Source organism: Duganella fentianensis (genome assembly GCF_964031615.1).
Taxonomy (GTDB): domain Bacteria; phylum Pseudomonadota; class Gammaproteobacteria; order Burkholderiales; family Burkholderiaceae_D; genus Rugamonas; species Rugamonas fentianensis_A.
The window spans coordinates 77,245-101,191 of sequence record NZ_CAXIQN010000006.1; the positions used below are offsets into that span (position 1 = coordinate 77,245).

Genomic DNA, 23,947 nt, shown 5'->3' on the forward strand with positions numbered 1-23,947 from the left:
GGCATAGCTGGCGGGGATGCAAGGAGTTCTGTAGAAAAAAGCGCCTAAATAGGGAGGCAGCGGGCCAGCCAGGCGGCCCTCGCTGGCTCAGCCCAGCATGTCGAACAGCGTACCGGCGCTGCCGGCACTGCCGTTGACGGCCGAGCCGGAGCCCGTCTGCGCCTGCGCTGTGTAGAGCGCTGCCAGCGCCGTGGCCTGCGCCGTCAGCGCCTTGCTCAGGCTGGCCCGTTTGGCATTGATGCTGGTGATTTCCTTGCTGACCAGCGTGGTTTCCCGCTTCAGCGCGCTGCTATCGCCCGACAGACTACCGGCCTGACTGGCCAGCAGATCGGCCAGACCGCGGCCTTCGTTGGTAAATAGCTTGGTGACGGCCGCCGCATCGGTTTTCAGAGCCGCCTGCAGTTTCTTATCGTCGAGCACCAGATTACCGCTGGCATCCTGACCCAGCCCGGCCGCCGTCAGGGCCGACTGCGACACCCCGCCCCCCGATTTGAGCAGCGTGTTGAACTGGCTGATGGCCTGATTGAGCGCCGTATCGTTTTTCAGATCGCCTTTCTGCAAGGCCTGCAGCTTCTTGTTCAGTTCGTTATAGGCCGAGACAAAAGATTTCAGGTTATTGCCGATCTGGCTGGCGTCCTGCGTCACCGTCACATCGGTCTTGCCGGTGCCCGTCAGTTTCAATGTCAGGCCGGCAATTGCCTTGTCCAGCGTATTGCTGGCATTGGTAATCTGCTTGTCCCCTACCGTCAGCACGGCATCGCTGGCGGCAGCGCCCTGCTTGAGTTTCTGTGTACCATCCGGATCGAAGCTCAGCAGGCTTTTCAGCGCAGCATCGCCCGACACGCTGATACGCATGCTGTTGGCGGCACCACTGGCGCCTGTCAGCGCCAGCGCATATTTACCATCTTCATCCTTGACCACCTTGGCATCGACCCCGGCCGCCTTGAGTGCAGCGGCTATCCCGTCCAGCGTGTTGTTGCTGCTATCGATGGTAATGGCTTTGCTGGCCGTGCTGCCATTCACGGTAAAGCCTTTGGCTCCGGCCGTACCGAAATCGATTTTTACCGTCGTCACGGCGCCGCTGCCCAGCTTGCTATCCGAGGCCGAAAAAGCGTCGCTGGTGAGGAACTGGCCCTGTGCCAGTTGCTTGATATCGAGTGCATACGTTCCGGCCTTGGCGGCACCGCTGCTACTGGCCGTCAGCACCGACTTGGCCGAAACATTGGCACTGGTACTCAGACCGCCGCCACTGAGGCTGGCCGCCAGCGTCTGGAACGCGGATAGTGCACTTTTCAATTGCCCCAGTCCGGACAGCTTGGTCTGGTCAGCCTTGAGTGCCGTGTTCAGCTTGGTCGCCACCCCGTTCTGGGCCGACATGGTTTTCTGGACGCGATTATAGACGTCGGTAGACAGCGAAGTCCCGCTACTGGTAGTGGCGGTATTGATGGTGGAGGTGGCCATGGTGAGATCCGATCAGTATTACTTACATAGTATGCAACATGATGGATTTTTTAAAGCTGCAAGCAGAACGGCGTTCGCCGCTCTGCTCGGGTGACTGGCCACGCTCAGGCCAGTCACAGCGGCCTAGCGCATGTATTTGGCAATCGCCGCCGTGACAGCCGCATCCGGATTGATGAACTGGAAACCGATCTTGAACTGATCACCACTGAAGATGCAGTGATTGACTTTGCAGCGACAGGTCAGCACCTGCGCTTTACCGTCGAGAAAAATCTCGTACATCATCTGGCCCATCTGGCCGGGATTGAGTTTGTGGTCAAAATGCAGCGACAGCCCTTGCGGGCAGATATCGATGGTACGTCCCTGAAGTGGCGGCATACCGTCCATCGCCACCATCACTTTTGCTCTCAGTATCTTACGCGGCACAGCTCGTTGATCGGCTAACAATTTCCTATCCTTTGTACTAACTTTTTGCAGCGTTTTCTGCTGCAATTCACTCTTTTTCCCAGTATTGATAGCCCGTAGCGGGCAAACCATAACAATACAGGTTTACTGGATTTCGCGCAGCTTGGTGAAGGCATCATCGATGCGGTCGACTGCCAGGATAGTCATGCCCTCGATGGCCTGCTTGGGCGCGTTCGAGCTGGGGATCATGGCGATCGAGAAGCCCAGCTTGGCCGCTTCGCGCAAGCGTTCCTGCCCGCGCGGCGCCGGACGGATTTCACCGGCCAGCCCCACCTCGCCGAACACCACAAAACCACGCGGCAGCGGCTTGTTGCGCATGGAAGAATTAATCGCCAGCAGCACCGCCAGATCGGCCGCCGGTTCGGTAATCTTCACCCCGCCCACGGCATTGATGAACACATCCTGATCGAAGGCAGCAATGCCGGCGTGACGGTGCAGCACAGCCAGCAGCATGGCCAGCCGGTTCTGCTCCAGCCCCACCGACAGGCGGCGCGCATTAGGCTGATGGCTGGCATCGACCAGTGCCTGAATTTCCACCAGCAGTGGACGGGTGCCTTCCTGCGTCACCATCACGCACGAGCCGGGCACCTGATTATCATGCTGGGACAGGAATAGCGCGGACGGATTGGAAACACCTTTCAGGCCTTTTTCCGTCATCGCGAACACGCCCAGTTCATTGACGGCACCAAAACGATTCTTAATGGCACGCACCAGCCGGAAGCTGGAATGGCTATCACCTTCGAAATACAGCACGGTATCGACGATGTGCTCAAGCACGCGCGGGCCGGCCAACGCGCCCTCTTTCGTCACGTGACCGACCAGTATGATGGTGATGCCGGTCTGTTTAGCCACGCGGGTCAGCTGGGCCGCGCACTCGCGCACCTGCGCCACCGAACCGGGGGCGGAGCTCAGGGCATCCGAATACAGTGTCTGGATCGAATCGATCACGGCCACTTCAGGCTTCAGATCGGCCAGCGTGGCGAGGATCTTTTCCAGTTGGATCTCGGCCTGCAGCTTGAGTTCGCGCGCATCGATGGCCAGCCGCTTGGCGCGCAAGGCGATCTGCGCACCCGACTCCTCGCCACTCACATACAGCACTTTCTTCAGGTGCGACACATTGGCCAGCGCCTGCAGCAACAATGTGGATTTGCCGATACCGGGATCGCCGCCGATCAGCACCACTCCGCCCGCCACCAGCCCACCGCCCAGCACCCGGTCAAACTCTTCGATGCCCGTGCCGAAACGGGGCACGTCGATGGCTTCGATATCGGCCAGCGACAGCACGGGTGCCGTCTGCGCCAGTGACTGATGCTGGGGCTGGGAATAGCGGTTATTACCGCCCGTTTCCACCAGCGTTTCCACCATGCTGTTCCACTGCTGGCATGAACTGCACTGCCCCGTCCACTTGTTCGCAATGGCACCGCATTCACTGCAGGTGTACTGGGTCTTTGCCTTGGCCATGGTCAGCCCTCTACCACCGGCACGCGCGGCGCCAGTGCGCACATCAGCTCATAGCCGATAGTGCCGGCCGCCGTCGCCACCTCGTCAATAGGATTGCCACGGCCCCACAGCACTACTTTGCTGCCCACTTTGGCCTGCGGCAGATCCGTCAGGTCCACCGTCAGCATGTCCATCGACACGCGGCCAACCAGACGGGTGCGCACACCATCCACCAGCACGGGCGTGCCCAGCGGTGCGTGACGCGGGTAGCCGTCCGCGTAACCGCAAGCCACCACGCCGATGCGCATCTTGCCTTGCGCCTGAAAACGGCTGCCGTAGCCGACCAGCTCACCATCGGCAATTTCCTGCACGCCGATAATCTCGCTACTCAGCGTCATGCCCGGCTGCAGACCAAACTGCTCGGCCGTGGCGCCACCGGGGGTGCCGCCATACAGCATGATGCCGGGGCGTATCCAGTCATTGCGCAGGGTTTTCTGGTGCAGCAGCACGCCCGCCGAATTGGACAGGCTGCGCGCACCGGCCAGACCCGCCGTGCCCGCTTCGAAGCGGCGCACCTGTTCGGCGATAGGCAGCAGCGGGTGCTCGGTATCGTCGGCATTGGCAAAGTGGGTGATCATGGTGATGCTGGCCACGCAGGAAATGGCGCTCAGGCGGGCATGGGCGGCCGCATAGGCTTGCGGCATGAAACCCAGCCGGTTCATGCCGCTGTTCATTTTCAGATGCAGATCAAATCGCACGCCGCGCGCGCTCAGGCGCTCCTGCGCCGCTTCCAGCCATGCCAGCTGCTCGTTGCAGTGTACGGCGGCCTGCAGACCATGCTCGGCCATGGTGTCGATATCTTGCGGATCAAAGAAACCTTCCAGCAGCAGGATAGGCTTGGTCCAGCCCAGTTCGCGCAGCCGCACGGCATAATCGACTTCCACCAGCGCCAGCCCATCGGCCTCGGCAAAGCCGCGCATGGCCCGTTCCAGCCCGTGACCATAGCCATTGGCCTTGAGCACGCCCCAGGCGCGCGCGCCGGGCGATTGCGCCTTGGCCAGCGCAAGGTTATGTTTCAGGGAATCAACATGAATGGTAGCGAGTATCGGCCTAGGCATAATCAGAGAACGCAAAATCGGAGAAGTCCGTATTTTACCGTGTGCCGCCTCTAGCGCGCGGCGCAATTCTTGGGGATACGAACAAAGCATGGTATAAAGCAAGCCAGATAAGTTTTCAGGCATCCAGTATGAAGCGTGGTTTCTACACCATCATGGCAGCGCAGTTCTTCTCCTCTCTGGCGGATAATGCACTGCTGTTCGTTGCGATAGACTTGCTGGTTACCATGAAGTCGCCAGCATGGATCACTCCCCTGCTGAAACTCTCGTTCACGCTGTTTTATGTGCTGTTAGCCGCCTTTGTCGGCGCTTTCGCGGATTCCATGCCCAAGGGCAAGGTCATGTTCATCTCCAACCTGATCAAGGTTGCCGGCTGTCTATTGATCTTTGCCGACGTTCACCCGCTGCTGGCCTATGCGCTGGTCGGCTTCGGCGCCGCCGTCTACTCGCCCGCCAAATACGGCATCCTGACTGAATTACTTCCTGCAGAGAAACTTGTTGCCGCCAATGGCTGGGTGGAAGGCCTGACCGTGCTGTCGATTATTTTCGGCACCGTGCTGGGCGGCAAACTGGTGGGGGCACAAGTCTCCGGTTTCCTGCTGGGCTTCGATTTCCCCTTGATCGATACCGGCATCGACACGGCGCCCGAAGCGGCACTGTGCGTGGTGGTAGCCATCTATGCGCTGGCGGCCCTGTTCAACACCCGTATTCCCGACACGGGCTGCGTGTACGGCCATCAGGAACGCAACCCGATCAAGCTGATCGGCGAATTCTCCAACTGCGTGGCCCTGCTGTGGAAAGACAAGCTGGGCCAGATTTCGCTGGCCGTCACCACCCTGTTCTGGGGCGCCGCCCAGACTCTGCAATTCATCGTGCTGGAATGGGCCAACCGCACCCTGCACCTGAGCTATGAACAATCCACCAGTCTGGTAGGCGTGGTGGCCATCGGCGTGGCGCTGGGCGCCGTGCTGTCGGCGCGCTTTATTGCCCTGCGCAAATCGCTGGCGGTGATTCCTATGGGCATAGCCATGGGCGTGATCGTGATGAGCATGACGCTGGTCACCTCCGTCAAAGTAGCTTACCCGCTGCTGATACTGGTCGGCCTGCTGGGCGGCTTCTTCCTCGTGCCGATGAACGCCCTGCTGCAGCATCGCGGTCACGTGCTGATGAGCGCCGGCCACTCGATCGCCGTGCAGAACTTTAACGAAAACCTGTCCATCCTGACCATGCTGGCCGTGTACTCGCTGATGCTGCGCGCCCACCTGAATCTGGATGTGATCATTGTGCTGTTCGGTCTGTTCCTCGCTGGCACCATGCTGTTCATTCTGCGCAAACATCAGGCCAACCAGCGCGAGTTCGATTCGGTCGCCCTGATCGGCGAAGCCAAACACTAAGCCATTCCCGACGCGGCAGCCCGGCTGCCGCGCTTCAGCGGCATACCGCCCGCCGTATTAGACCGGCAAGGCCCCGCTCAGCCGACGCAGCGTCGCCTGCTCCGGCCACGCATCCGGCACCACAAAGCCGCGCCGCACTTCCACCAGACTATCGCCACGTTGCGCCAGATGGGCCACCATCACGGGCGTACGGGCCTGTTCCTGATGGTCGTCCAGCGCCAGCAGGAGTTCGGCCTTGCCCAGCACTTGCGCAGCGTCTGCACCGGTCAGCGGCACACTGACAGGCGCCAGCCATTGCAATCGGGGCAGTAGTACGAAGGCATCGCCTTGCAGCTGATCCGCTGCGCTGCGGATCATCCAGTAACCATGGCAGTGGGCAGCCGAGATCCCGCCCATGCGGGACGGCAATTGCGGCGGGTAGAAGAGCCAGCCTTTGACGAGTGCCTGGGCACGGGTCACGGCAGCGGGCAGCAGTGCCTGTGCGGCCGGATGGGCCGACAGCGCCAGTTGCTGCTGGAAGATCTTGCGCATTTTCGCACCCAGCGTATCGGCCAGATTCGGCCCGATCAGACCGCTGAAATCGTTGCTGACGGACGCATCGAGCAGATAGAACTTGGTGGCAAATTCGAGGTGGCACAGGCCGCCGTCGGCATTCAGCAGGAAATCGAATTCGCCCACGGTGTCGTTACGGCTGGCGCGCACCTGCAGGCCGTGGGCATGCAGCTGGCCCTGCGCGGCGAAGTAAAAAGCCATCAGCTGTTCGGCGTATTTACCGAGGCGGGTCTGCTGATGGATGCCCAGCGCCGCTTCCAGCGCCGCCGGCTGCTGATCGAGTGCCGCCAGCCAGTCGGCTACGCCCGCGCTGACAGGGCCTAGCGTGGCAACCTGCCCCTGCCACTGGGCTGCGGCAGGATCAAGCAGATCGGGCGCATCGAGCAACCATGCCAGTGCCCGCACATGAGGATGGTGCAGATGGCCCCAGCGCTGCGCAAAGCCAGCCTGATAGGCGTCGCCGCCATGGCCGGCCGCGGCTTCCGGCTCAGTCACGCACCGACCTTGCGAGGCACAGGTCGGCCCAAGCCTTGGCCTTGTCCTGCGGGCGTTGCAGCAAATCGTCGGGGTGATAGGTGGCGACCACGGGCAGGCCGCTAGCGCCGTACGACATCACGGCACCGCGCGCGGCAGCGCCCAGCATCAGCCCCCGTGCCGCGTGCTGGCCGAACGTGATGGCCAGCGTGGCGCCGATCAGCGCCAGTTCGCGCTCCAGATAGGGCCGGCAGGCTTGCAGCTCTTGCGCGTTCGGCGCGCGCTCCTGCCCCTGCTCATTCACGGGCAGGCATTTCACCAGCGCCGTCAGGTACACATCTTCCGCCATATCCAGTTCGATGGCGCCCAGCATATTGCCCAGTAACTGGCCAGCATCACCGGCGACCAGTTCGCCTTCCATCTCGTCCTGCGCCGAGGCTGCGGCCACCAGTGCAATGGTGCCCGCGCTCTGGTTGCCGCGCCCCGCTACTGGCCACTGGCGGCTTTGGCACAGCGTGCAACGGCTGCAGTGGCTGATGGCGCTCTGCAGTGCGGACCAGTCCAGCGTGGCAATGGCTTCGTCGGACAGTGGCACCCCAGCGGCGGCAACAGGAGCCGCTGCCGGTGCTGGCTGTGCACCCTTCAGAGTTGGCGCCACCATCGGTGCCGGCACATCATCAAACCACGACATATCTTCCCCGTCGGCCGCTTTGCCAGATGCGGCCACCGGAGCGGGCGCCGCAGGAGCAGGAGCAGGAGCAGGAGCAGGAGCAGGAGCGGCAGGGGCAACGTGTGCGGCGGCAGCGGGAGCCGCTTCGGCTACTACTGGCGCAGGGGCAGGCACTGGCGCCGCCACAACCACTTCCGGCTCAGACTCAGGCATCGCTTGCGCCATCACCTCAGGCACAAGCTCAGGCATCGCCTCGGGCGCGGCCGGACGCTGCCGCAACTGCCATTGCACGCCTATGCCCATTTCATCGAGGAAGATGGCCGAACGTTTGTCCATATCGCTCATAGCAGGAAACGCATCACCAGTGCGTCCTCGCGTTGTCCGTTAGCGGCCGGATAATAGCCCTTGCGCCGGCCTATGTGTTTGAAACCATAACGCTCGTAGATTTCCAGCGCCCGCGTATTCGAGGGCCGCACTTCCAGCAGCATGGATTCCATGCCCAGACCGCGCGCGCAGGCCACGGCCTGATTGAGCAGGAAGCGCCCCAGCCCCTTGCCCTGCTGGTCGGCCGCCACGGCGACATTCAGCAGATGGGCTTCATCGACCACCGCCATGACGAGAAAATACCCGAGCAGACTGCCGCTCTGGTCGCGCAGCACCCATGCCTGATACTGGCTACGCAAGGAGTCTTCAAAATTGGCCAGACTCCACGGATGGGGATAGACGCTCGCTTCGAGCGCGGCCACTTCCAGCAGGTCCGCTGGCTGCATCGGCTCGTACTGCAAGCGTGCCAGATCCCACACCGGCTTCACGCGCCGCCCTCCGCTGCCTTGGCGGCCGCCATGGCGGCCCGTTCGGCCTGCGTGTAGGCGATCTTGTTGCGCAGGTAGAGTGGCTGGGCATCGGCCGCCGCCACCGTCTGCCCTGCGGCAAAGGCCAGCGCCGCCAGACGGGCGATCTGCTCCGCATGCGGCATGATGTCGGCATGTCCTTGCGCCACCAGACCAGCCAGCGGCGACGCCGCATAGATCTCCGCATAAGCGGACAGGCCATTACCGCAGGCGAGAGGCGCTCCTTGCGGCTGCACTTCCGCCGGTGCCGACAGCACGGGAGCCAGCAGCGTCTGCGGGCCAGCATAGTCACCGAAGCGGTACTGTGCCCAGTACACTTCGCCCATGCGTGCGTCGAGCACAGTCAGCACTTCCTGTGCACCATGCTCCTGATGACAGGCCAGCGCCATGGCATCCAACGTCACCACCGGCACCACCGGCAGACCGACGCCGAACGCCAGCCCCTGTGCCACGCCGCAGGCGGTGCGCACACCCGTGAAGGAACCGGGACCGGAACCGAAGGCGATAGCATCGCAATCACGCAGCGCGATACCGGCTTCGGCCAGCAGCTCCTGTATCATCGGCAGAACCGACTGGGAATGGGTACGGACTCCGGACGAGACACGGCTCAGCACCGACTCGCCGCGCAGCAACGCGCAGGAAGCCAGTTCGGACGAAGTTTCAATGGCAAGAATAGTAGGCATCCCCTATTTTAACCTGCCGCGCTAACAGGCGCGACCCCGCCCGGCCATGTAAAATACGCCCCTTAGGCGGCTTGCCGCCCCAGCCTGACCCCGTATCTGACGAAACCCTGACTCTGGCCATGCCTGTATTAACCCTCACCGCCGATAACCGCAAGGAACTGGTCGCCGCCGTCGCAGGCGAAGGCTGGATCGTGGCCTGCCTGTGCGCCGCGTGGTGCGGCACCTGTGGCAGCTACCGCGCCACGTTCGAAGAACTGGCAAGCCGCCATCCGGACAAACAGTTTGTCTGGATAGACATCGAAGACCATGCCGACGTGGTGGGCGACCTTGATGTAGAAAACTTCCCTACCCTGCTGATCCAGCATGCCGACACCGTGGCATTCTTCGGCACCACCCTGCCCGATGCCGGCGTGGCGCACCGCCTGATCACGGCACAGGCCGCGCTGGGCGCTGCGGAACTGGCCATGCAGGCAGCCAGCAGCAGCGAGCGGCGCGACTGGCAGAACGACTGCAATCTGCGTACGCTGCTGGCCGACTAAAACGCAGCAGATTACAGCGTCAGCGGCAGACTGCGCAGGCGCTTGCCGGTCAGTTTAAACACGGCATTCGCCACCGCCGGCGCAATCGGCGGCGTCGCCGGCTCACCCATTCCTTCCGGATGCTCGGCACTCGGCATGATCACGGTTTCCACCTCGGGCGCCTGCGGCATGCGCAGCACCGGATAATCATGGAAATTGCTCTGTTCGACCTTGCCATCCTTGATGGTAATCGCGCCATACAACGCAGCGGATAGGCCAAACAACACGGCCGATTCAGCCTGCTGGGCGATGATGTTGGGATTGACGGCAATGCCGCAATCGATCGCACACACCACTTTGTGCACCCGGATCTGGCCATCTTCGATCGCCACTTCGGCCACCTGCGCCACGATGGTGCCGAACGACTGGTGCAGCGCTACGCCATGAGCACGCCCTGCAGGCGCCACGCCGGCGCGTGCCACCGCCGCATCGAGCACCGCCAGATGGCGCGGATGGCGCTTGAGCAGGGCACGGCGGAAAGCCACGCCATCCTGCCCGGCTGCGTGGGCCAGTTCGTCAATAAAGCTCTCCTTGAAGAAGGCATTATGCGAATGTCCGACCGAGCGCCAGTAACCCAGCGGTACCGCGCTATCGACGATCACATGGCTGATGCGCTGATGGGGGAATTCATACTGCATGTCGAACTCGCCTTCGGCCGTGGTCTTGTCTGGCCCACCGGCTGGCAAACCCAGATTACGCTGGAAGAACTGGTGCGACACCGAACCGCTGGCCGATTTGCAGACATAGCCGAGCACCTGCCCCTGCCCGTCCAGCGCCGCATGGAAGCGCGACAGCGCAGCCGGACGGTAGACATCGTGGCTGGTATCGTCTTCACGGCTCCAGATCATCTGCACCGGCACACCGCCGGCCCGCCTGGCCACGGCCACCGCCTGCGACACCATATCCACTTCCAGCCGGCGACCGAAGCCGCCACCGAGCATGGTCACCACCAGTTCCACCTGATCCTCCGCCACACCGGCCGCTTTGGCTGCCGCCTGCACGGCAAAGCCGGGCGACTGGGTGGGCACCCACAGTCTGACCTTGCCATCCTTTACCTGCGCAGTACAGTTGATCGGCTCCATCGCCGCATGGGCGAGGAAGGGCGCACGGTACTCCGCCTTTAGCGTCTTCACGCCGCCAGCCGTGCCAGCCTGCTGCAGGGCTGCATCGGCATCACCTAGTACGTAATAATCATGACCAGCCTCGATGTCGAGCCGCGCGGCCATATCGGCATAGATGGCCGCAGTATTCAGATTAGCTCCGCTGCCTTCGTTCCACTGTATGTTCAGCGCCAGCGCGGCCTGTTTCGCCTGCCAGTAGCTGCGCGCCAGCACCGCCACACCGGCGCCCGCGCCAGTACGTTCCGGCAGCGCCGCAGAAAAATCCACCACCTGCAGCACACCCGCCATCTTCAGCGCAGCGGCGCTATCCACCTTGGCCACACTGGCGCCGATCACGGGCGCCATGCGCACGGCCGCATACACCATACCCTCTGGCCGCACATCGATACCGAAAGTGGCGCTGCCGTTCACCTTGGCCGCCGTATCGCGGCGTGGCTGGGCGCGTCCTATCAGCTTGAATTCCTGCGGGGTTTTCAGTATCACGGCATCTGGCTTGGCCGTTACGGCGGCCTGCGCCAGCGCGCCATAGGCCAGCCGCCGTCCATCGGCATGGATGACGAAGCCCTGCTCGGTGCGGCAATCGGCCACCCGCGCCTGCCATTGCTTGGCTGCTGCGGCCAGCAGCATGGCGCGTGCCGTGGCACCGGCCTCGCGCATCGGCTGCCAGCCATCCTTGATGCTGGACGAACCGCCCGTGATGATCAGCCCCAGCTCGCGCGCCACCTTGCCCACCATCCAGCTCACGCTGGCTTTCAAGCGGCCATTGTCGTCAGGGTGGAACGGCAGGCCATCCTTGAGCATGGCAATATTGCCGTAGATTTTATCGATCGGTGCCTGCACCAGCCGGATCGCATCCAGTGGGACATCAAGTTCTTCCGCCACCAGCATGGGTAGTGCCGTATGGATGCCCTGCCCCATTTCGCTGCGCGGCATGGCCAGCGTGACCGCGCCATCGCTCGCCAGCGCGATCCAGCCATTCAGCGCCACCGCGTCACCAGTGAGCGGCAAAGGATGGCTACCGTTCAGGCGCTGGCGAGGCGGCATTACGCCCCAGCCCACCACCAGTGCGCCCAGTGCTGCCACACCGCCAAATATGAAGCGCCGACGCGCAGGCTTGGCGGCCTGCGGCGGCTGTTGATCGTGCTGCATGAGGGAGTCTCCCGATTTTTCTTATTTATGCCAGTTCGTCAGCATAACATCAGCGGCCAGCGGTTTGCTGTACAGGTAGCCCTGCGCCAGATGGCAGCCGTGGCGTACCAGGAACTCGGCCTGCTGCGTCGTTTCCACACCTTCCGCAATCACGGACAGATTCATGCTCTTACCCAGCTGGATAATCGCGATGGCAATCGCTTCATCATTGGCATCGGTGGAGATGTCCTTGATGAAGGAACGGTCGATCTTCAGGGTCTGCACCGGCAGCTGCTTGAGGTAGGCCAGCGAGGAATAGCCGGTGCCGAAATCGTCGATCGCCAGCCCCACGCCGATGGCATGCAGATCGTTGATGAAGACCATGGCATCGTCGGTATTCATGATCACCGATTCCGTCACTTCCAGTTGCAGACGGGCCGCTTCCAGCCCGGTTTCCTGCAGCGTGTCGGCCACCATGTTGACGATGCTACCCCGTTCGAACTGCTTGACCGACAGGTTGACGGCGATTTTCGGCACCACCAGTCCGGCCTCCTGCCAGCGCACCATCTGGCGGCAGGCTTCGCGCAGCACCCACTGGCCCAACTGGTTGATGAAGCCCGTGTCTTCGGCCAGCGGGATGAAACGGATAGGCGGCACCAGCCCCAGTTCCGGATGGTTCCAGCGCACCAGCGCTTCCACCCCCACCAGGTCGCCCGTGACGATATCCACCTGCGGCTGATAGTTGAGGAAGATTTCTTCCTTCTCGATCGAGCGGCGCAGGAATGTCTCCAGCCGCAGGCGCTCGACCCCTTCGCCCGTCATCGACGGCGTGTAGAAGCTGTAGCCGTTGCGGCCGCGCGCCTTGGCCTGATACATGGCCACATCGGCATTGCGGATCAGCATATTCAGGTCGGTGGCATCATCCGGGAACAGGCTGATGCCCACGCTGCAGGTGACGAACAGCTCATGCCCGGCCACCACGAATGGCTGCTCGAACATCTGCACCAGCTTTTCCGCCACCTGACTGGCGCCGTACTGGCTATCGATATCTTCCAGCAGCACGATGAATTCATCGCCGCCCAGACGGGCCAGCGTATCGCCTTCACGCAGGCGCGCCTGCAGCGCCTTGGAAACCTGCTTGAGCAGCTCGTCGCCGATGTGGTGGCCCAGCGTATCGTTGACGTATTTGAAGCGGTCCAGATCGATGAACAGCAGCGCTAGCTGTTCCTTGTCACGGGTAGCACGCTGCAGCGCGTGCTGCAGACGGTCGTGGAATAGCAGGCGGTTAGGCAGCGCCGTGAGCGGATCGTGGTGGGCCAGATGGTCGAGTTTTTCCTGCGACTCCTTGGCCTTGGTGATGTCGCTGAACACACCCACATAATGGGTGGTTACGCCGTCACTGTCGCGCACCGCATTCACCGTCAGCTGTTCCAGATACAGTTCGCCACTCTTGCGCCGGTTCCAGATTTCGCCGCGCCAGTAGCCCTGCGTTACCTGCTCCTGCCACATGCTTTCGTAGAAGGCCGCTTCATGCCGCCCCGAGCGGGTCAGTGTATGGTCTTTGCCCAGCGCCTCGGCCTCGCTGTAGCCGGTAATCTGGGTGAAGGCAGGGTTCACTGCCACGATCAGTCCCTTGGCGTCGAGCACCACCACGCCGTCGGCAATGTGTTCGATCACGGTGGCTGACAGGCGCAGCTTTTCTTCCGATTCCTTGCGTTCGCTGATATCGGCAAACACCCAGATGCTGCCCTGATCGGCGTTCTGCTTATCCAGTGCGCAACCGCTCACCAGACACCACAGCAGGCTGCCATCCTTGCGCCGGTAGTGGCGTTCTTCGCTGAAGTACTCGCCCTGCGACAGCGCGCGATACTGGCGTATGCCGCTGGCTTCGTAATCGAAGCTGTCGGCAAACAGTACGGCTGTCGAGGCGCCCGTCAGCACACCGGGCTCGTAGCCGAACAGCTGTTCGCAGCGGCGGTTGACGGAAACGATCTGGCGCTGGCGCACGAACATCACGCCGAACATCACGTTATCCAGAATTGCACTCTGTTCGGCCAGCAGGGCGGCAATCCGCATCTCGTTGGATTTACGCTGACTGACATCGGAAATGATGCCGTCTACCCAAGGCATAGGATCATCTTCATGTGCCTGCGGCTGGCCATTTTCCAGCACCCAGCGCTCCACACCACGCGCATCGGTAATCCGGTATTCCACTTCGTAGGGCTGGCGCGATTCGATCGCATCGGTGACAGCACGGCGCTGGCGCCGGCGGTCTTCCGGCACGATCAGATTGGTCCACTCATGAGTGGTGGCGCGCATGAACTGGGCTGCCGGATAACCGGAGATTTCTTCGATGGCTTCCGAGACAAAATCAATGGCGCCATCGGGCCGGCAGCGGAACACGGCACCGGGCACCTGGGTGACGATGGTACGGAAGCGCTCCTCGCGCTGGCCGATGTCATCGAACAGACGGCGAATCGCCACCCGCATCTGATCCAGCTGGCTAGCCAGCAGGCCCAGTTCGTCGCTGCCGCTCAGGTCCAGACGGGTATTGAAATCGCCATGCGACAGGCGGTTAGAGAAGCGCATCAGCTTGCGCAGCGGCTTCATCAGGCGGGCATTCAGGAACAGTACGATCAGCAGGGCGGAAATCAGCACCTGCCCCGCCAGCACCAGAATATACGAGGTGCGTTTTTCGGCCAGCTCCTGCTGGCTGCGCGCATCATCCATTTCCAGCGTGATATGGCCTATCCGCTCGCCGCGCATGACCACTTCGCGCTCGGCACGCAGCACATGGCCGGTCTGCTTGCGCTGCGACTGCACTTTCATGAACTGGATGTCGGCCTGCCCCACTACCTGCACCTGCAGCACGGCCGGATCGCGCATGACGGAATCGACCAGCGAATGGGCCGATTCGGTATTCATATTCCACAGCGATTCCTGCATGCCCAGCGCCAGGATGTCGGCATTGCGCTGCAGCGCTTCCTGCAGCGCCACGCGGGCAGCTTCCTGCTCGCGCACGCCCACCAGCACATAACTGCCTATCATGGCGGGAACGCCCAGACCGCCCAGCACCACGAGCAGCAGCGCGCCATAGATGGAGCGCCCATATAGCATTCCCGCCCGCGCGCGCAGGCTCACAAACAGGCGGCTAAGCATGCGGGGACAGATAACAGAGTTGACACAGCATCATCGACGGCGGCTCAAGATAGCGGAAAAATAACATTACTGAACAGAATTATGCACGGATTCCGGAATAAAAGTTCCCTGGCAAGCAAAAAACTCCATGGCGCGCTATGATCGCCACTCACATTTCTATGAGGGCCCACCATGTCTACGTTCTCGATGTACACCGCATCCATCCCTGTCTTCAAACAGATACTGGGCGCCCAGCTGGCGTTGCTGGAAAAGGCGGAAGCCCATGTTGCAGAAAAGAAAATTGATCCGCAAGCATTGCTGCAATACCGTCTCTATCCCGACATGCTGAATTTCACCCGCCAGATCCAGATCGCCTGCGACTTCGCCAAAGGCGCGGCAGCCCGTCTCGGTGGTCAGGACGTGCCTTCCTACGAAGACAACGAAACCAGCTTCGCCGAACTCAAGGCGCGCATCGAAAAAACCCTGCACTTCATCGAAAGCGTGCCGCGCAGCGCGATCGAAGGCAGCGAAGGCCGTGCCATCACCACCGGCAGCGGCGAAAAGACCAAGCACTTCATGGGTGCCGTGTACCTGTTCCACTACGCCCTGCCGCACTTCTACTTCCACGCCACCACCGCCTACGACATCCTGCGTCACAACGGCATCGAAATCGGTAAGAAAGACTTTATCGGTAATTACTAAGCTGCAAACACTAAGCAGCAAACACTGCGCCGGTGGCCTGCCACCGGCCGGTATTCAGGTGTTGCGGCGCGGATAGCCCTGCGCGAGGATGCGCTGCCACACCAGTTCCTTGGCTTCGGCGCTCATCGACACCCAGTGCGCCACCTCCGTCACGCTGCGGCCGCAGCCCCGACAGATTTCATCGAAAGTGGTCGAGCACACGGCCACACAAGGCGTATCGGGCCGGATCGGCAGATCACTCATCTTTACCCTGCATCAGTTTGTCCCAGCCATCGTGACCCAGTGCGCGCATGGTGGCAATGTTTTTCTCGAAAATCTGTTCCGCTTCGGGGAAGGCTTCCACCGCGCGATCGATGCTGTCCTCGCGGATCAGGTGCAGAGTCGGGTAAGGCGAACGGTTGGTGTAGTTGTCGATATCGTTCTTGTCGGTATCGGCAAACTGGTAATCGGGATGGAAGCTGGCGATCTGCAGTTCGCCATCGAGTTGCAGTTCTTCCAGCGCAGCGTCGGCCACATCAAGGAACTCGTTGTAATCTTCGAAATCCGTCAGCACTTGCGGGTGGATCAGCAAGGTGGTGTCGATTTTTTCCGGATTGGCTTCGGCCAGCACTTCCAGTTCCGCTACCAGTTGCTCGAGCAGCTGTTCCGGCGTCGTCGCATCCGATACCACGTAGCGGATCTGCTTTTTCACCTGTACCGCCTTGGCGAACGGGCACAGATTCAGACCGATCACGGCCTTGTCCACCCAGTGGGCGGTAGCGGCTATAACGGTATCGTGATCAGGGACGGGACGGCTCATGGTTTCTTCCTTTTCGGACTGCGCAAAAGCAGGATTGTACGCACTCTGGCGCCGACTGCCTACTTCCCCCATTTTGCCGCCATCTGCCAGCTATCTGAATGGAAAGTTTCCTCAAAAAGCCCTGTCATACGCCTGACATAGTTCTTGACGTGCTGGCAGGGTCTCCGTACACTCGAAGTTTATTCATAGTCCGATCGATGTTTCCAGTCGACAATATTAGGATACTATGCAAGCACGAATTTCCCACACCGCACTACTAGCCACCCTGCTAGTGCTGCTAGCGCCGGCCCGAGCGCATGATGAGAACACTGGTCTTGCGCCGGTCGGCTCCGCCACCGCCACCAGTGCCCTCAATAGCACCAACAATAGCAACAACGGTATCAACAGCAGCGCCCCCCGCTTCCCCATCTCCGATCTGAGCTCCCCGAAAACCGCCAAACCGGCCGCCAAAGGTGCCGAGGATGATGCTTTCCGTGAAAGAGACGTGTGGGGCCGCATTCGCAGTGGCTATGCCATTCCCGATATCAGCAATGAACTGGTGGGCAAGCATGTTAACTGGTATGCCACCCGCCCCGATTACATCGCCCGCACCACCACGCGCGCTTCGCGCTATCTATTCCACGTGGTGACGGAACTGGAAAAACGCGGCATGCCGACCGAACTGGCCCTGCTGCCGTTCATCGAATCGGCCTTCAACCCGCAAGCCCTGTCCAGCGCCAATGCGGCCGGCATGTGGCAGTTCGTGCCGGGCACGGGACGCGACTTCAACCTCAAGCAGGATGCTTTCAAGGATGAACGGCGCGGCATTCTGGCTTCCACCGATGCCGCTCTGACCTATCTGCAGCGCCTGTACGATATGTTCGGCGACTGGCAACTGGCACTGGCCGCCTACAACTGGGGCGAAGGCTCGGTACAGAAAGCCATCAAGCGCAATCAGGCGGCCGGCAAGCCGACCGACTTTGAAAGTCTGGCCGAACTGATGCCGGCCGAGACGCGCAACTATGTGCCGAAACTGCAGGCCGTGAAGAATATCGTGGCCAATCCGGCCCAGTACGGCCTGAACTTGCCTGCCATCGACAACACGCCGTACTTCACGGCCGTGGACAAGACCAGCGATATCGACCTGACCATTGCGGCCCATCTGGCCGAACTGTCGGTAGACGAATTCAAGGCGCTGAATCCCCAGTTCAAACGTCCCGTGATCACGGGCGACGAACAGACCAAGATTCTGTTGCCTAAGGAAAACGCCGACAAATTCCACCTGAATCTGGCACAGTGGGGTAAGAACCTGTCCACCTGGACTACCCACAAGATTACCAGCGCCCGCGAAAGCATCGGTTCGCTGGCCTCGCGCTTCCACACCACGCCCGATGTGATCCGTCAGGCCAACAATATTCCGCAGAAGACGGCACTCAAGGCCGGCTCCACCATTCTGGTACCGAAACTGTCCACCAGCGCCAGCATCGATATTCCAGCCGAAGTGGAACGCAACGCCGCAGTCGTCTTCGAAGCTGAACGCGAACGTAGCAGCAAATCCGCCAAGAGCAGCAAAAGCAGCTACAAACAGGCGGCCAGCAGCGAAAAAAGCAGCAAACACAAGAAACGCCACAAAAACGACGACTGATGCTGTCTCAAGGGCAAAACTGTCGTTTTTGCCCCGCTTTCATCCCGTTTATCTGCGCGTTTTAAGTGCTTCCGGGCCGGTTTTCACGCAAACCGGCCTGCTGACCGGGTTGCAGTAGCGTCTCACTCGCCCTACAATCTCGGTCTTGTCCGGCCTCCGGCCAACTCAACAACCAAACTGACGTTGCCAGCCCGCCTACTCGGCCAGCTGGGCACGCAGTCGCAATCGGAGTCAATATGGCGTTCCTGCAAGGCAAAAAAATCCTCATCACTGGTTTGCTGTCGAACCGTTCCATCGCTTACGGTATCGCTAAAGCTTGCCACCGCGAAGGCGCCGAACTGGCGTTTACCTATGTAGGCGAACGTTTCAAAGACCGCATCACCGAGTTCGCTGCCGAATTCGACAGCAAGCTGGTATTCGACTGCGACGTCACCAGCGACGAGCAGATCGCTGCCCTGTTTAGCGATCTGGGCCAGAGCTGGACTCAGCTCGACGGTCTGGTGCATGCCATCGGTTTCGCCCCGCGCGAAGCGATTGCCGGCGAGTTCCTCGACGGCCTGACCCGCGAGAACTTCCGCATTGCCCATGACATTTCCGCCTACAGCTTCCCGGCACTGGCCAAAGCCGCCCTGCCGCTGCTGAAAGAAGGTTCCTCGCTGCTGACCCTGTCGTATCTGGGCGCCATCCGCGCCATCCCTTACTACAACACCATGGGTCTGGCCAAGGCATCGCTGGAAGCGTCGGTACGCTATCTGGCCGAGAATCTGGGCAAGCATGGCATCCGTTCCAACGGTATTTCCGCTGGTCCGATCAAGACCCTGGCCGCTTCCGGCATCAAGGACTTCGGCAAACTGCTGGGCTTCGCTTCGTCGCACGCACCGCTGCGCCGCAACGTGACCATCGAAGAAGTGGGTAACACCGCCGCCTTCCTGCTGTCCGATCTGGCCTCCGGCATCACCGGCGAAATCACCTATGTCGACGGCGGCTTCTCGCACGTCATGGGTCTGAATGCCGAAGACTACGCATAAATCCCCCTCACGCTGGCCGTTACGGCGGCCAGCGCCGCACTGCAGGATTTCCTATACAGCGGAGCCAATCTGCTGTATAGTACCGCCCGTACGCTGCAATGCGTGCGCTGCAACATAAAACAGCGCCGCTTGTTAAGCTAGATAATGTTGTTAGTAATAGCATCATTAGCATTGAGCAGCATCGCTAGCCTTTTAGCCTTTAACGCATCCTCCTGATGACGTTTATAAAGCCCTCCCGCCTCTGGTGTCGCACCTGACACCGTCCCGGCGCAAAGCTTTTGTGCCGAAATTTCATTCGATTTTGATTGAGTCATTTCGTTTTGGCAGGCGTTGCTATTTCGCGTTCGGGTTTTGATTCCGAACGCCGGTTTTTTACGAAAGAACAGCATGACATTTGAAGCACTTGGTCTCAACACGTCCATTATCAAAGCCCTCACCGACGCTGGCTACACCAAGCCTACGCCGGTGCAAGAGCAAGCGGTACCTGCCGCGATTGCTGGCAAGGACTTGTTGGTTTCCTCGCAAACCGGTTCCGGCAAAACGGCAGCATTCATGCTGCCATCGCTGCACCGTCTGTCCGCCATCGACCCTGCCGTCGGCGGCAAAACGCACAATCAGGAAATGCAAGCTGCCCGCGCACGCGGCGAGCGCCCACGTTTCAAGCCAGCCCAGCCAAAAATGCTGGTACTGACCCCGACCCGCGAACTGGCCCTGCAGGTCACCACCAATACCGATAAATACAGCGTCAACCTGCGCCGCCTGAAGGCCGTGTCTATCCTGGGCGGCATGCCTTACCCGAAACAGATGCAACTGCTGGCCAAGAATCCCGAGATTCTGGTAGCGACCCCTGGCCGTCTGATCGACCACATGGAATCGGGCAAGATCGACTTCTCGCAACTGGAAATTCTGGTGCTGGACGAAGCTGACCGCATGCTGGACATGGGCTTCATCGACGACATCGAAAAAATCGTCGAAGCGACGCCGGCCAGCCGCCAGACCATGCTGTTCTCGGCCACGCTGGACGGCGTGGTGGGCAATATGGCACGCCGCATCACCAAAGATCCGCAGATCATCCAGATCATGACGGCTGCCAACAAGCACGAAAACATCACCCAGCGCGTGCACTTCGTCGACGACCTGTCGCACAAGAACCGCCTGCTGGACCACCTGCTGCGCGACGAAGCGCTGGATCAGGCCGTGGTGTTCACCGCCACCAAGCGTGACGCCGACACCATCGCCGACCGTCTGAACATCGCCGGTTTCTCGGCTGCCGCACTGCATGGCGACATGCATCAGGGCGCCCGTAACCGCACGCTGGAAAGCCTGCGCCGCGGCCACGTGAAGATCCTGATCGCCACCGACGTTGCCGCCCGCGGTATCGACGTGCCGAGCATCACCCACGTGTTCAACTACGACCTGCCGAAGTTCCCGGAAGACTACGTCCACCGTATCGGTCGTACCGGCCGTGCTGGTCGTAACGGTCTGGCCATCTCTCTGGTCAACCACGCCGAAGGCATGAACGTGAAGCGTATCGAGCGCTTCACCAAGCAGCTGATTCCCGTCAACGTGATCGAAGGCTACGAGCCGAAGAAAACCAGCTTCCCGCCGCGTTCGAGCTCCCGTCCGGGCGGCTGGAAGCCGGGCGACAACCGCAACGGTGCCAAGCCGGGCCAGCGCAGCTTCAGCAAGCCGGGCGCACCGCGCAAGGAAGGCGGCTACAAAGGTAGTAACCCGCGCAGCAGCGAAGGCAGCGCCCGCCGCAGCTACGGCGACCGTTAATCGCCCGTAACACCTGAACGCCACCGCCAGTGCCACTGCCGGTGGCGTTTTTTCTATCCGGGTCTACAATATCCCATCTGCTGGCCCGTCTTCAGGGCATGACTTCCGCGCAAACCATGACAGAACAGGCAATTACTGCCACCGTGCTCAAGGAGCGTTCACGCCTCGGCAACTTCATCCGCCGGCGCGTGGCCGATCCGACCGATGCCGACGACATCCTGCAGGATGTGTTCCATGAGTTCGTGCAGGCCTATCGGCTACCGGAGCCGATAGAACAGGTCACTGCGTGGCTGTACCGTGTGGCACGCAACCGCATCATCGACCGTTTCCGCAAGAAGCGCGAAGTGGCGCTGGCCGATCTGGCAGGCCACACCGATGACGATGACGACTACCACCTCGACCTGCTGCTGCCCTCGCCCGATGGCGGGCCGGAAGAAGCCTATGCGCGCGCCATGCTGCTGGAGGAATTACAGGCCGCGCTGGAAGATCTGCCCGCCGCCCAGCGTGATGTGTTCGTTGCACACGAACTCGATGGCGTGAGCTTCAAGGAAATGGCCGAAGCCAGCGGCACCCCGATCAATACCCTGCTGGCGCGCAAGCGCTATGCCGTGCAATACCTGCGCGCACGCCTGCAGTACCTGTACGAACCTGAATAAGGAGCACTATCATGAAATGGAAACTACTGTTCATCCCCCTAATTTTGGCTGCCATCGCTGCCATGTCCGGCGTCGTCATGTGGCTATGGAATGCCGTTATGCCCGGCATCTTGAGTGGCGCCCAGAGCATAGACTACTGGCACGCCATGGGCCTGCTGATCCTGTGCCGCATCCTGTTCGGCGGCTTCCGCGGACGCCACGGCCACCATCACGACGGCCATAGCCACCGCGAACGCTGGGCCCGCTGGCAAGCCATGACGCCGGAAGAACGCGCCCAGTTCCATAAAGACCGCGGCATATTCTGCCGCCCAAGGACTGAAGAAAAACCCGAATGAAGAAAAGTTCTACCGCACCGTTCAGCGGCTATCAGAAAATCGTCGTCGGCCTGCTGGCCTTCCTGCAGTTTGCCGTCATCCTCGATTTCATGCTGATGTCGCCGCTGGGCGCGCTGATCATGCCTGCGCTGCAGATCAGCCCCAGCCAGTTCGGTGTGGTCGTATCGGCCTATGCCTTCAGCGCCGGCATTTCCGGCCTGCTCACGGCCGGCTTTGCCGACCGCTACGACCGCAAGCGCCTGCTGCTGTTCTTCTACACGGGATTCATCCTCGGCACCCTGTGGTGCGGCATGGCGCAGAGCTTCGAATCGCTGCTGCTGGCACGCATCGTCACGGGCCTGTTCGGCGGCGTGATCGGCTCAGTGGTGCTGGCGATCGCCACCGACCTGTTCGCACCGGAACAGCGTGGCCGCGTCATGGGCCTGATCCAGACGGCGTTTGCCGCCAGTCAGGTGCTGGGTCTGCCGGCCGGCATCTATCTATCCAACCAGTGGAACTGGCATGTGCCCTTCATTGCCATGGCCGCCTTCGGACTGGCGGGTGGCCTGCTGGTGGCGTGGCAGATGCAGCCAGTGAATGCCCATCTGAAGCAGCCGCAGGAGCACAGCGCATGGCTGCACCTATACCACACGCTGACCGCGCGCGAGCACCTGCTGGCATTCGCCATCACGGCGCTACTGAGCACGGGCGGCTTCATGCTGATGCCGTTCGGCAGCGCCTACGTGGTCAACAATCTGGGCATCTCGCTAGACCACCGGCCCACCATCTATCTGGTGACGGGACTGTGCACCATTTTCATCGGCCCGCTGGTGGGTAAAGCGGCCGACAGCGTGGGCAAGTTCGCCGTCTACCTGTTCGGCACCGTGCTTTCCATCGTGATGGTGCTGATCTACACCAATCTGGGCCAGACCTCGCTGCCGCTGCTGATTATCGTGAATACCCTGCTGTTTATCGGTATTTTCTCGCGCATGATTCCCGTGCAGGCCATGATGGCCAGTGTACCGGCCCAGACCAAACGGGGCGCTTTCAATGCCATCAGCGCTTCCATCCAGCAGCTATCCGGCGGACTGGCATCGGTGCTGGCCGGGCATATCGTGGCCACCGGTGCCAGTGGGCAGTTGCTGCACTTCGACCGCATCGGTTACGTGGTTGTAGCTTCCGCTTTGCTAGCAATGGCGCTGGTCTGGCGTCTGCACGGGCAACTGGCAGCACGTCCCAGGCAATCTTGAGATTCTGTCCAAGACAATGAAATAATTGAATACATTGTTGCCGCACGGCATCTTTTTTGTACTATAATGGGTCATGTCGACTACCGCTCACCCAGTTTTTATTACAGAAAGGGACTAGCACATGAACCCAAGAACCATGGATGCAGCTTGCCTGCGCGCACTGCGCCGCCGCGGCCATTCCGATGCCAGCATTAGCGCCATGACGCCAGAAGAAGCCTTTTGCGAATACTGCGCCTACCACGGCATCATGAACATGATGCCAGCGACGCTGGAAATGCTGGACAAACTGCGCGCTGAAACGCCAGCCGCCGTCACGGCGCCGGCCATCTAGCCAGCCACCCTGCCCTGCGCAGGGGCGTAAAAAGCCACCGGCAGCTCTGAGCACGCTCAGGCTGGCGGTGGCTTTTTTGCATTGCGGGCTGCTCGCCCGCAAGACGCTTAACGGTAATAAGCCTCGACTTTGCCTTTCAGCTTGATCAGCATCGGGCGGCCGTGACGGTCCAGACTACGGCCGGCAGCGACCTTGATCCAGCCTTCGCTGATGCAGTATTCATCCACATCGAGACGCTCTTTATCGTTGAAACGGATGCCGATATCGTGTTCGAAGATAGCGGCAACATGGAATTTGCTGCGCGGGTCGATCGACAGGCGATCTGGCAGCGGAGGGAGTTGAGTAGTATCGTTCATGGCGAGATTATAGCATCAGCTCCCTGCCCGCCTGCAGCCCC

24 protein-coding genes are annotated in these 23,947 nt (G+C 61.0%); 10 read left to right on the forward strand and 14 right to left on the reverse strand.

Annotated elements, in window-relative coordinates:
* Positions 1-87: 87 nt before the first annotated feature.
* The 4 genes from fliD to alr all read right to left on the reverse strand — a co-directional run bounded on the left by fliD (position 88) and on the right by alr (position 4,481).
* A complete protein-coding gene (gene fliD / locus ABNT42_RS03730; protein WP_348694189.1) occupies positions 88-1,461 on the reverse strand; it encodes a flagellar filament capping protein FliD in 1,374 nt (457 codons plus the stop codon).
* 123 nt (positions 1,462-1,584) lie between these two features.
* Positions 1,585-1,905, reverse strand: coding sequence for a PilZ domain-containing protein (locus ABNT42_RS03735; protein WP_348694192.1), 321 nt, complete (start codon positions 1,903-1,905; stop codon positions 1,585-1,587).
* Positions 1,906-2,007: 102 nt separating this feature from the next.
* Positions 2,008-3,384, reverse strand: coding sequence for a DNA repair protein RadA (gene radA, locus ABNT42_RS03740; protein WP_348694195.1), 1,377 nt, complete (start codon positions 3,382-3,384; stop codon positions 2,008-2,010).
* Between the two features lie 2 nt (positions 3,385-3,386).
* The gene (gene alr / locus ABNT42_RS03745; protein ID WP_348694197.1) at positions 3,387-4,481 is read right to left on the reverse strand and encodes an alanine racemase; all 1,095 of its coding nucleotides are present in this window, start codon (positions 4,479-4,481) and stop codon (positions 3,387-3,389) included.
* 128 nt (positions 4,482-4,609) lie between these two features.
* Here alr and lplT point away from each other — a divergent pair, with 128 nt between their 5' ends.
* Positions 4,610-5,872: a lysophospholipid transporter LplT gene (lplT, locus tag ABNT42_RS03750; protein WP_348694200.1), complete on the forward strand. Its 1,263-nt coding sequence runs from the start codon at positions 4,610-4,612 to the stop codon at positions 5,870-5,872.
* A 57-nt stretch (positions 5,873-5,929) separates the two neighbouring features.
* On the opposite strand, the gene ABNT42_RS03755 is transcribed toward lplT, so the two are convergent.
* From ABNT42_RS03755 to tsaB, 4 genes are read right to left on the reverse strand one after another with little or no spacing between them, the layout of a single operon-like run.
* Positions 5,930-6,919 carry a DUF1853 family protein gene (locus ABNT42_RS03755; protein ID WP_348694202.1) on the reverse strand — a complete coding sequence of 330 codons (990 nt, stop codon included), beginning with the start codon at positions 6,917-6,919 and terminating at the stop codon, positions 5,930-5,932.
* Complete coding sequence (locus tag ABNT42_RS03760; protein WP_348694204.1) at positions 6,912-7,904, reverse strand: uracil-DNA glycosylase; 993 nt, start codon at positions 7,902-7,904, stop codon at positions 6,912-6,914. The genes ABNT42_RS03755 and ABNT42_RS03760 overlap by 8 nt, the downstream gene beginning before the upstream one ends.
* 5 nt (positions 7,905-7,909) lie before the next feature.
* Positions 7,910-8,380, reverse strand: coding sequence for a ribosomal protein S18-alanine N-acetyltransferase (gene rimI / locus ABNT42_RS03765; protein WP_348694207.1), 471 nt, complete (start codon positions 8,378-8,380; stop codon positions 7,910-7,912).
* On the reverse strand, positions 8,377-9,102 hold the full coding sequence (tsaB, locus tag ABNT42_RS03770) for a tRNA (adenosine(37)-N6)-threonylcarbamoyltransferase complex dimerization subunit type 1 TsaB (protein ID WP_348694210.1): 726 nt from the start codon (positions 9,100-9,102) through the stop codon (positions 8,377-8,379). Before tsaB ends, rimI begins: the two co-directional genes overlap by 4 nt.
* Before the next feature lie 119 nt (positions 9,103-9,221).
* Between tsaB and ABNT42_RS03775 the strand changes: the two genes are divergently transcribed.
* On the forward strand, positions 9,222-9,641 hold the full coding sequence (locus ABNT42_RS03775) for a thioredoxin family protein (protein ID WP_348694212.1): 420 nt from the start codon (positions 9,222-9,224) through the stop codon (positions 9,639-9,641).
* An 11-nt stretch (positions 9,642-9,652) separates the two neighbouring features.
* Here ABNT42_RS03775 and ABNT42_RS03780 read toward each other — a convergent pair whose 3' ends face one another.
* Positions 9,653-11,950, reverse strand: a complete 2,298-nt coding sequence (locus tag ABNT42_RS03780; protein WP_348694215.1) for a xanthine dehydrogenase family protein molybdopterin-binding subunit — start codon at positions 11,948-11,950, stop codon at positions 9,653-9,655.
* Between the two features lie 21 nt (positions 11,951-11,971).
* The gene (locus ABNT42_RS03785) at positions 11,972-15,088 is read right to left on the reverse strand and encodes an EAL domain-containing protein (protein WP_348694217.1); all 3,117 of its coding nucleotides are present in this window, start codon (positions 15,086-15,088) and stop codon (positions 11,972-11,974) included.
* Positions 15,089-15,259: 171 nt separating this feature from the next.
* Between ABNT42_RS03785 and ABNT42_RS03790 the strand changes: the two genes are divergently transcribed.
* Complete coding sequence (locus ABNT42_RS03790; protein ID WP_348694219.1) at positions 15,260-15,769, forward strand: DUF1993 domain-containing protein; 510 nt, start codon at positions 15,260-15,262, stop codon at positions 15,767-15,769.
* A 54-nt stretch (positions 15,770-15,823) separates the two neighbouring features.
* On the opposite strand, the gene ABNT42_RS03795 is transcribed toward ABNT42_RS03790, so the two are convergent.
* Both ABNT42_RS03795 and ABNT42_RS03800 read right to left on the reverse strand, forming a co-directional pair.
* The gene (locus ABNT42_RS03795) at positions 15,824-16,012 is read right to left on the reverse strand and encodes a DUF1289 domain-containing protein (protein WP_348694222.1); all 189 of its coding nucleotides are present in this window, start codon (positions 16,010-16,012) and stop codon (positions 15,824-15,826) included.
* On the reverse strand, positions 16,005-16,568 hold the full coding sequence (locus ABNT42_RS03800; RefSeq protein WP_348694225.1) for a DUF1415 domain-containing protein: 564 nt from the start codon (positions 16,566-16,568) through the stop codon (positions 16,005-16,007). The genes ABNT42_RS03795 and ABNT42_RS03800 overlap by 8 nt, the downstream gene beginning before the upstream one ends.
* A gap of 226 nt (positions 16,569-16,794) precedes the next feature.
* Between ABNT42_RS03800 and ABNT42_RS03805 the strand changes: the two genes are divergently transcribed.
* Positions 16,795-18,192 (forward strand): transglycosylase SLT domain-containing protein, encoded by a 1,398-nt coding sequence (locus ABNT42_RS03805; RefSeq protein ID WP_348694228.1) that lies wholly within the window; start codon positions 16,795-16,797, stop codon positions 18,190-18,192.
* Positions 18,193-18,428: 236 nt separating this feature from the next.
* The gene (fabI, locus tag ABNT42_RS03810) at positions 18,429-19,220 is read left to right on the forward strand and encodes an enoyl-ACP reductase FabI (protein ID WP_348694231.1); all 792 of its coding nucleotides are present in this window, start codon (positions 18,429-18,431) and stop codon (positions 19,218-19,220) included.
* Between the two features lie 137 nt (positions 19,221-19,357).
* On the opposite strand, the gene ABNT42_RS03815 is transcribed toward fabI, so the two are convergent.
* Positions 19,358-19,609 (reverse strand): hypothetical protein, encoded by a 252-nt coding sequence (locus ABNT42_RS03815; RefSeq protein WP_348694234.1) that lies wholly within the window; start codon positions 19,607-19,609, stop codon positions 19,358-19,360.
* On the opposite strand from ABNT42_RS03815, the gene ABNT42_RS03820 reads away from it, so the two are divergent.
* The 5 genes from ABNT42_RS03820 (at position 19,608) to ABNT42_RS03840 (ending at position 23,550) form a co-directional block, all read left to right on the forward strand.
* Complete coding sequence (locus ABNT42_RS03820; RefSeq protein ID WP_348694237.1) at positions 19,608-20,999, forward strand: DEAD/DEAH box helicase; 1,392 nt, start codon at positions 19,608-19,610, stop codon at positions 20,997-20,999. The two genes, ABNT42_RS03815 and ABNT42_RS03820, sit on opposite strands and share 2 nt — an antisense overlap.
* Before the next feature lie 116 nt (positions 21,000-21,115).
* A complete protein-coding gene (locus ABNT42_RS03825; RefSeq protein ID WP_348694240.1) occupies positions 21,116-21,655 on the forward strand; it encodes a sigma-70 family RNA polymerase sigma factor in 540 nt (179 codons plus the stop codon).
* An 11-nt stretch (positions 21,656-21,666) separates the two neighbouring features.
* Positions 21,667-21,990, forward strand: coding sequence for a hypothetical protein (locus ABNT42_RS03830; protein ID WP_348694242.1), 324 nt, complete (start codon positions 21,667-21,669; stop codon positions 21,988-21,990).
* The gene (locus tag ABNT42_RS03835) at positions 21,987-23,219 is read left to right on the forward strand and encodes an MFS transporter (RefSeq protein ID WP_348694245.1); all 1,233 of its coding nucleotides are present in this window, start codon (positions 21,987-21,989) and stop codon (positions 23,217-23,219) included. Before ABNT42_RS03830 ends, ABNT42_RS03835 begins: the two co-directional genes overlap by 4 nt.
* Positions 23,220-23,340: 121 nt before the next feature.
* Positions 23,341-23,550: a hypothetical protein gene (locus ABNT42_RS03840; protein WP_348694248.1), complete on the forward strand. Its 210-nt coding sequence runs from the start codon at positions 23,341-23,343 to the stop codon at positions 23,548-23,550.
* A 107-nt stretch (positions 23,551-23,657) separates the two neighbouring features.
* Here ABNT42_RS03840 and ABNT42_RS03845 read toward each other — a convergent pair whose 3' ends face one another.
* Positions 23,658-23,906, reverse strand: coding sequence for a DUF3297 family protein (locus ABNT42_RS03845; RefSeq protein WP_155433624.1), 249 nt, complete (start codon positions 23,904-23,906; stop codon positions 23,658-23,660).
* Between the last annotated feature and the right edge of the window lie 41 nt (positions 23,907-23,947).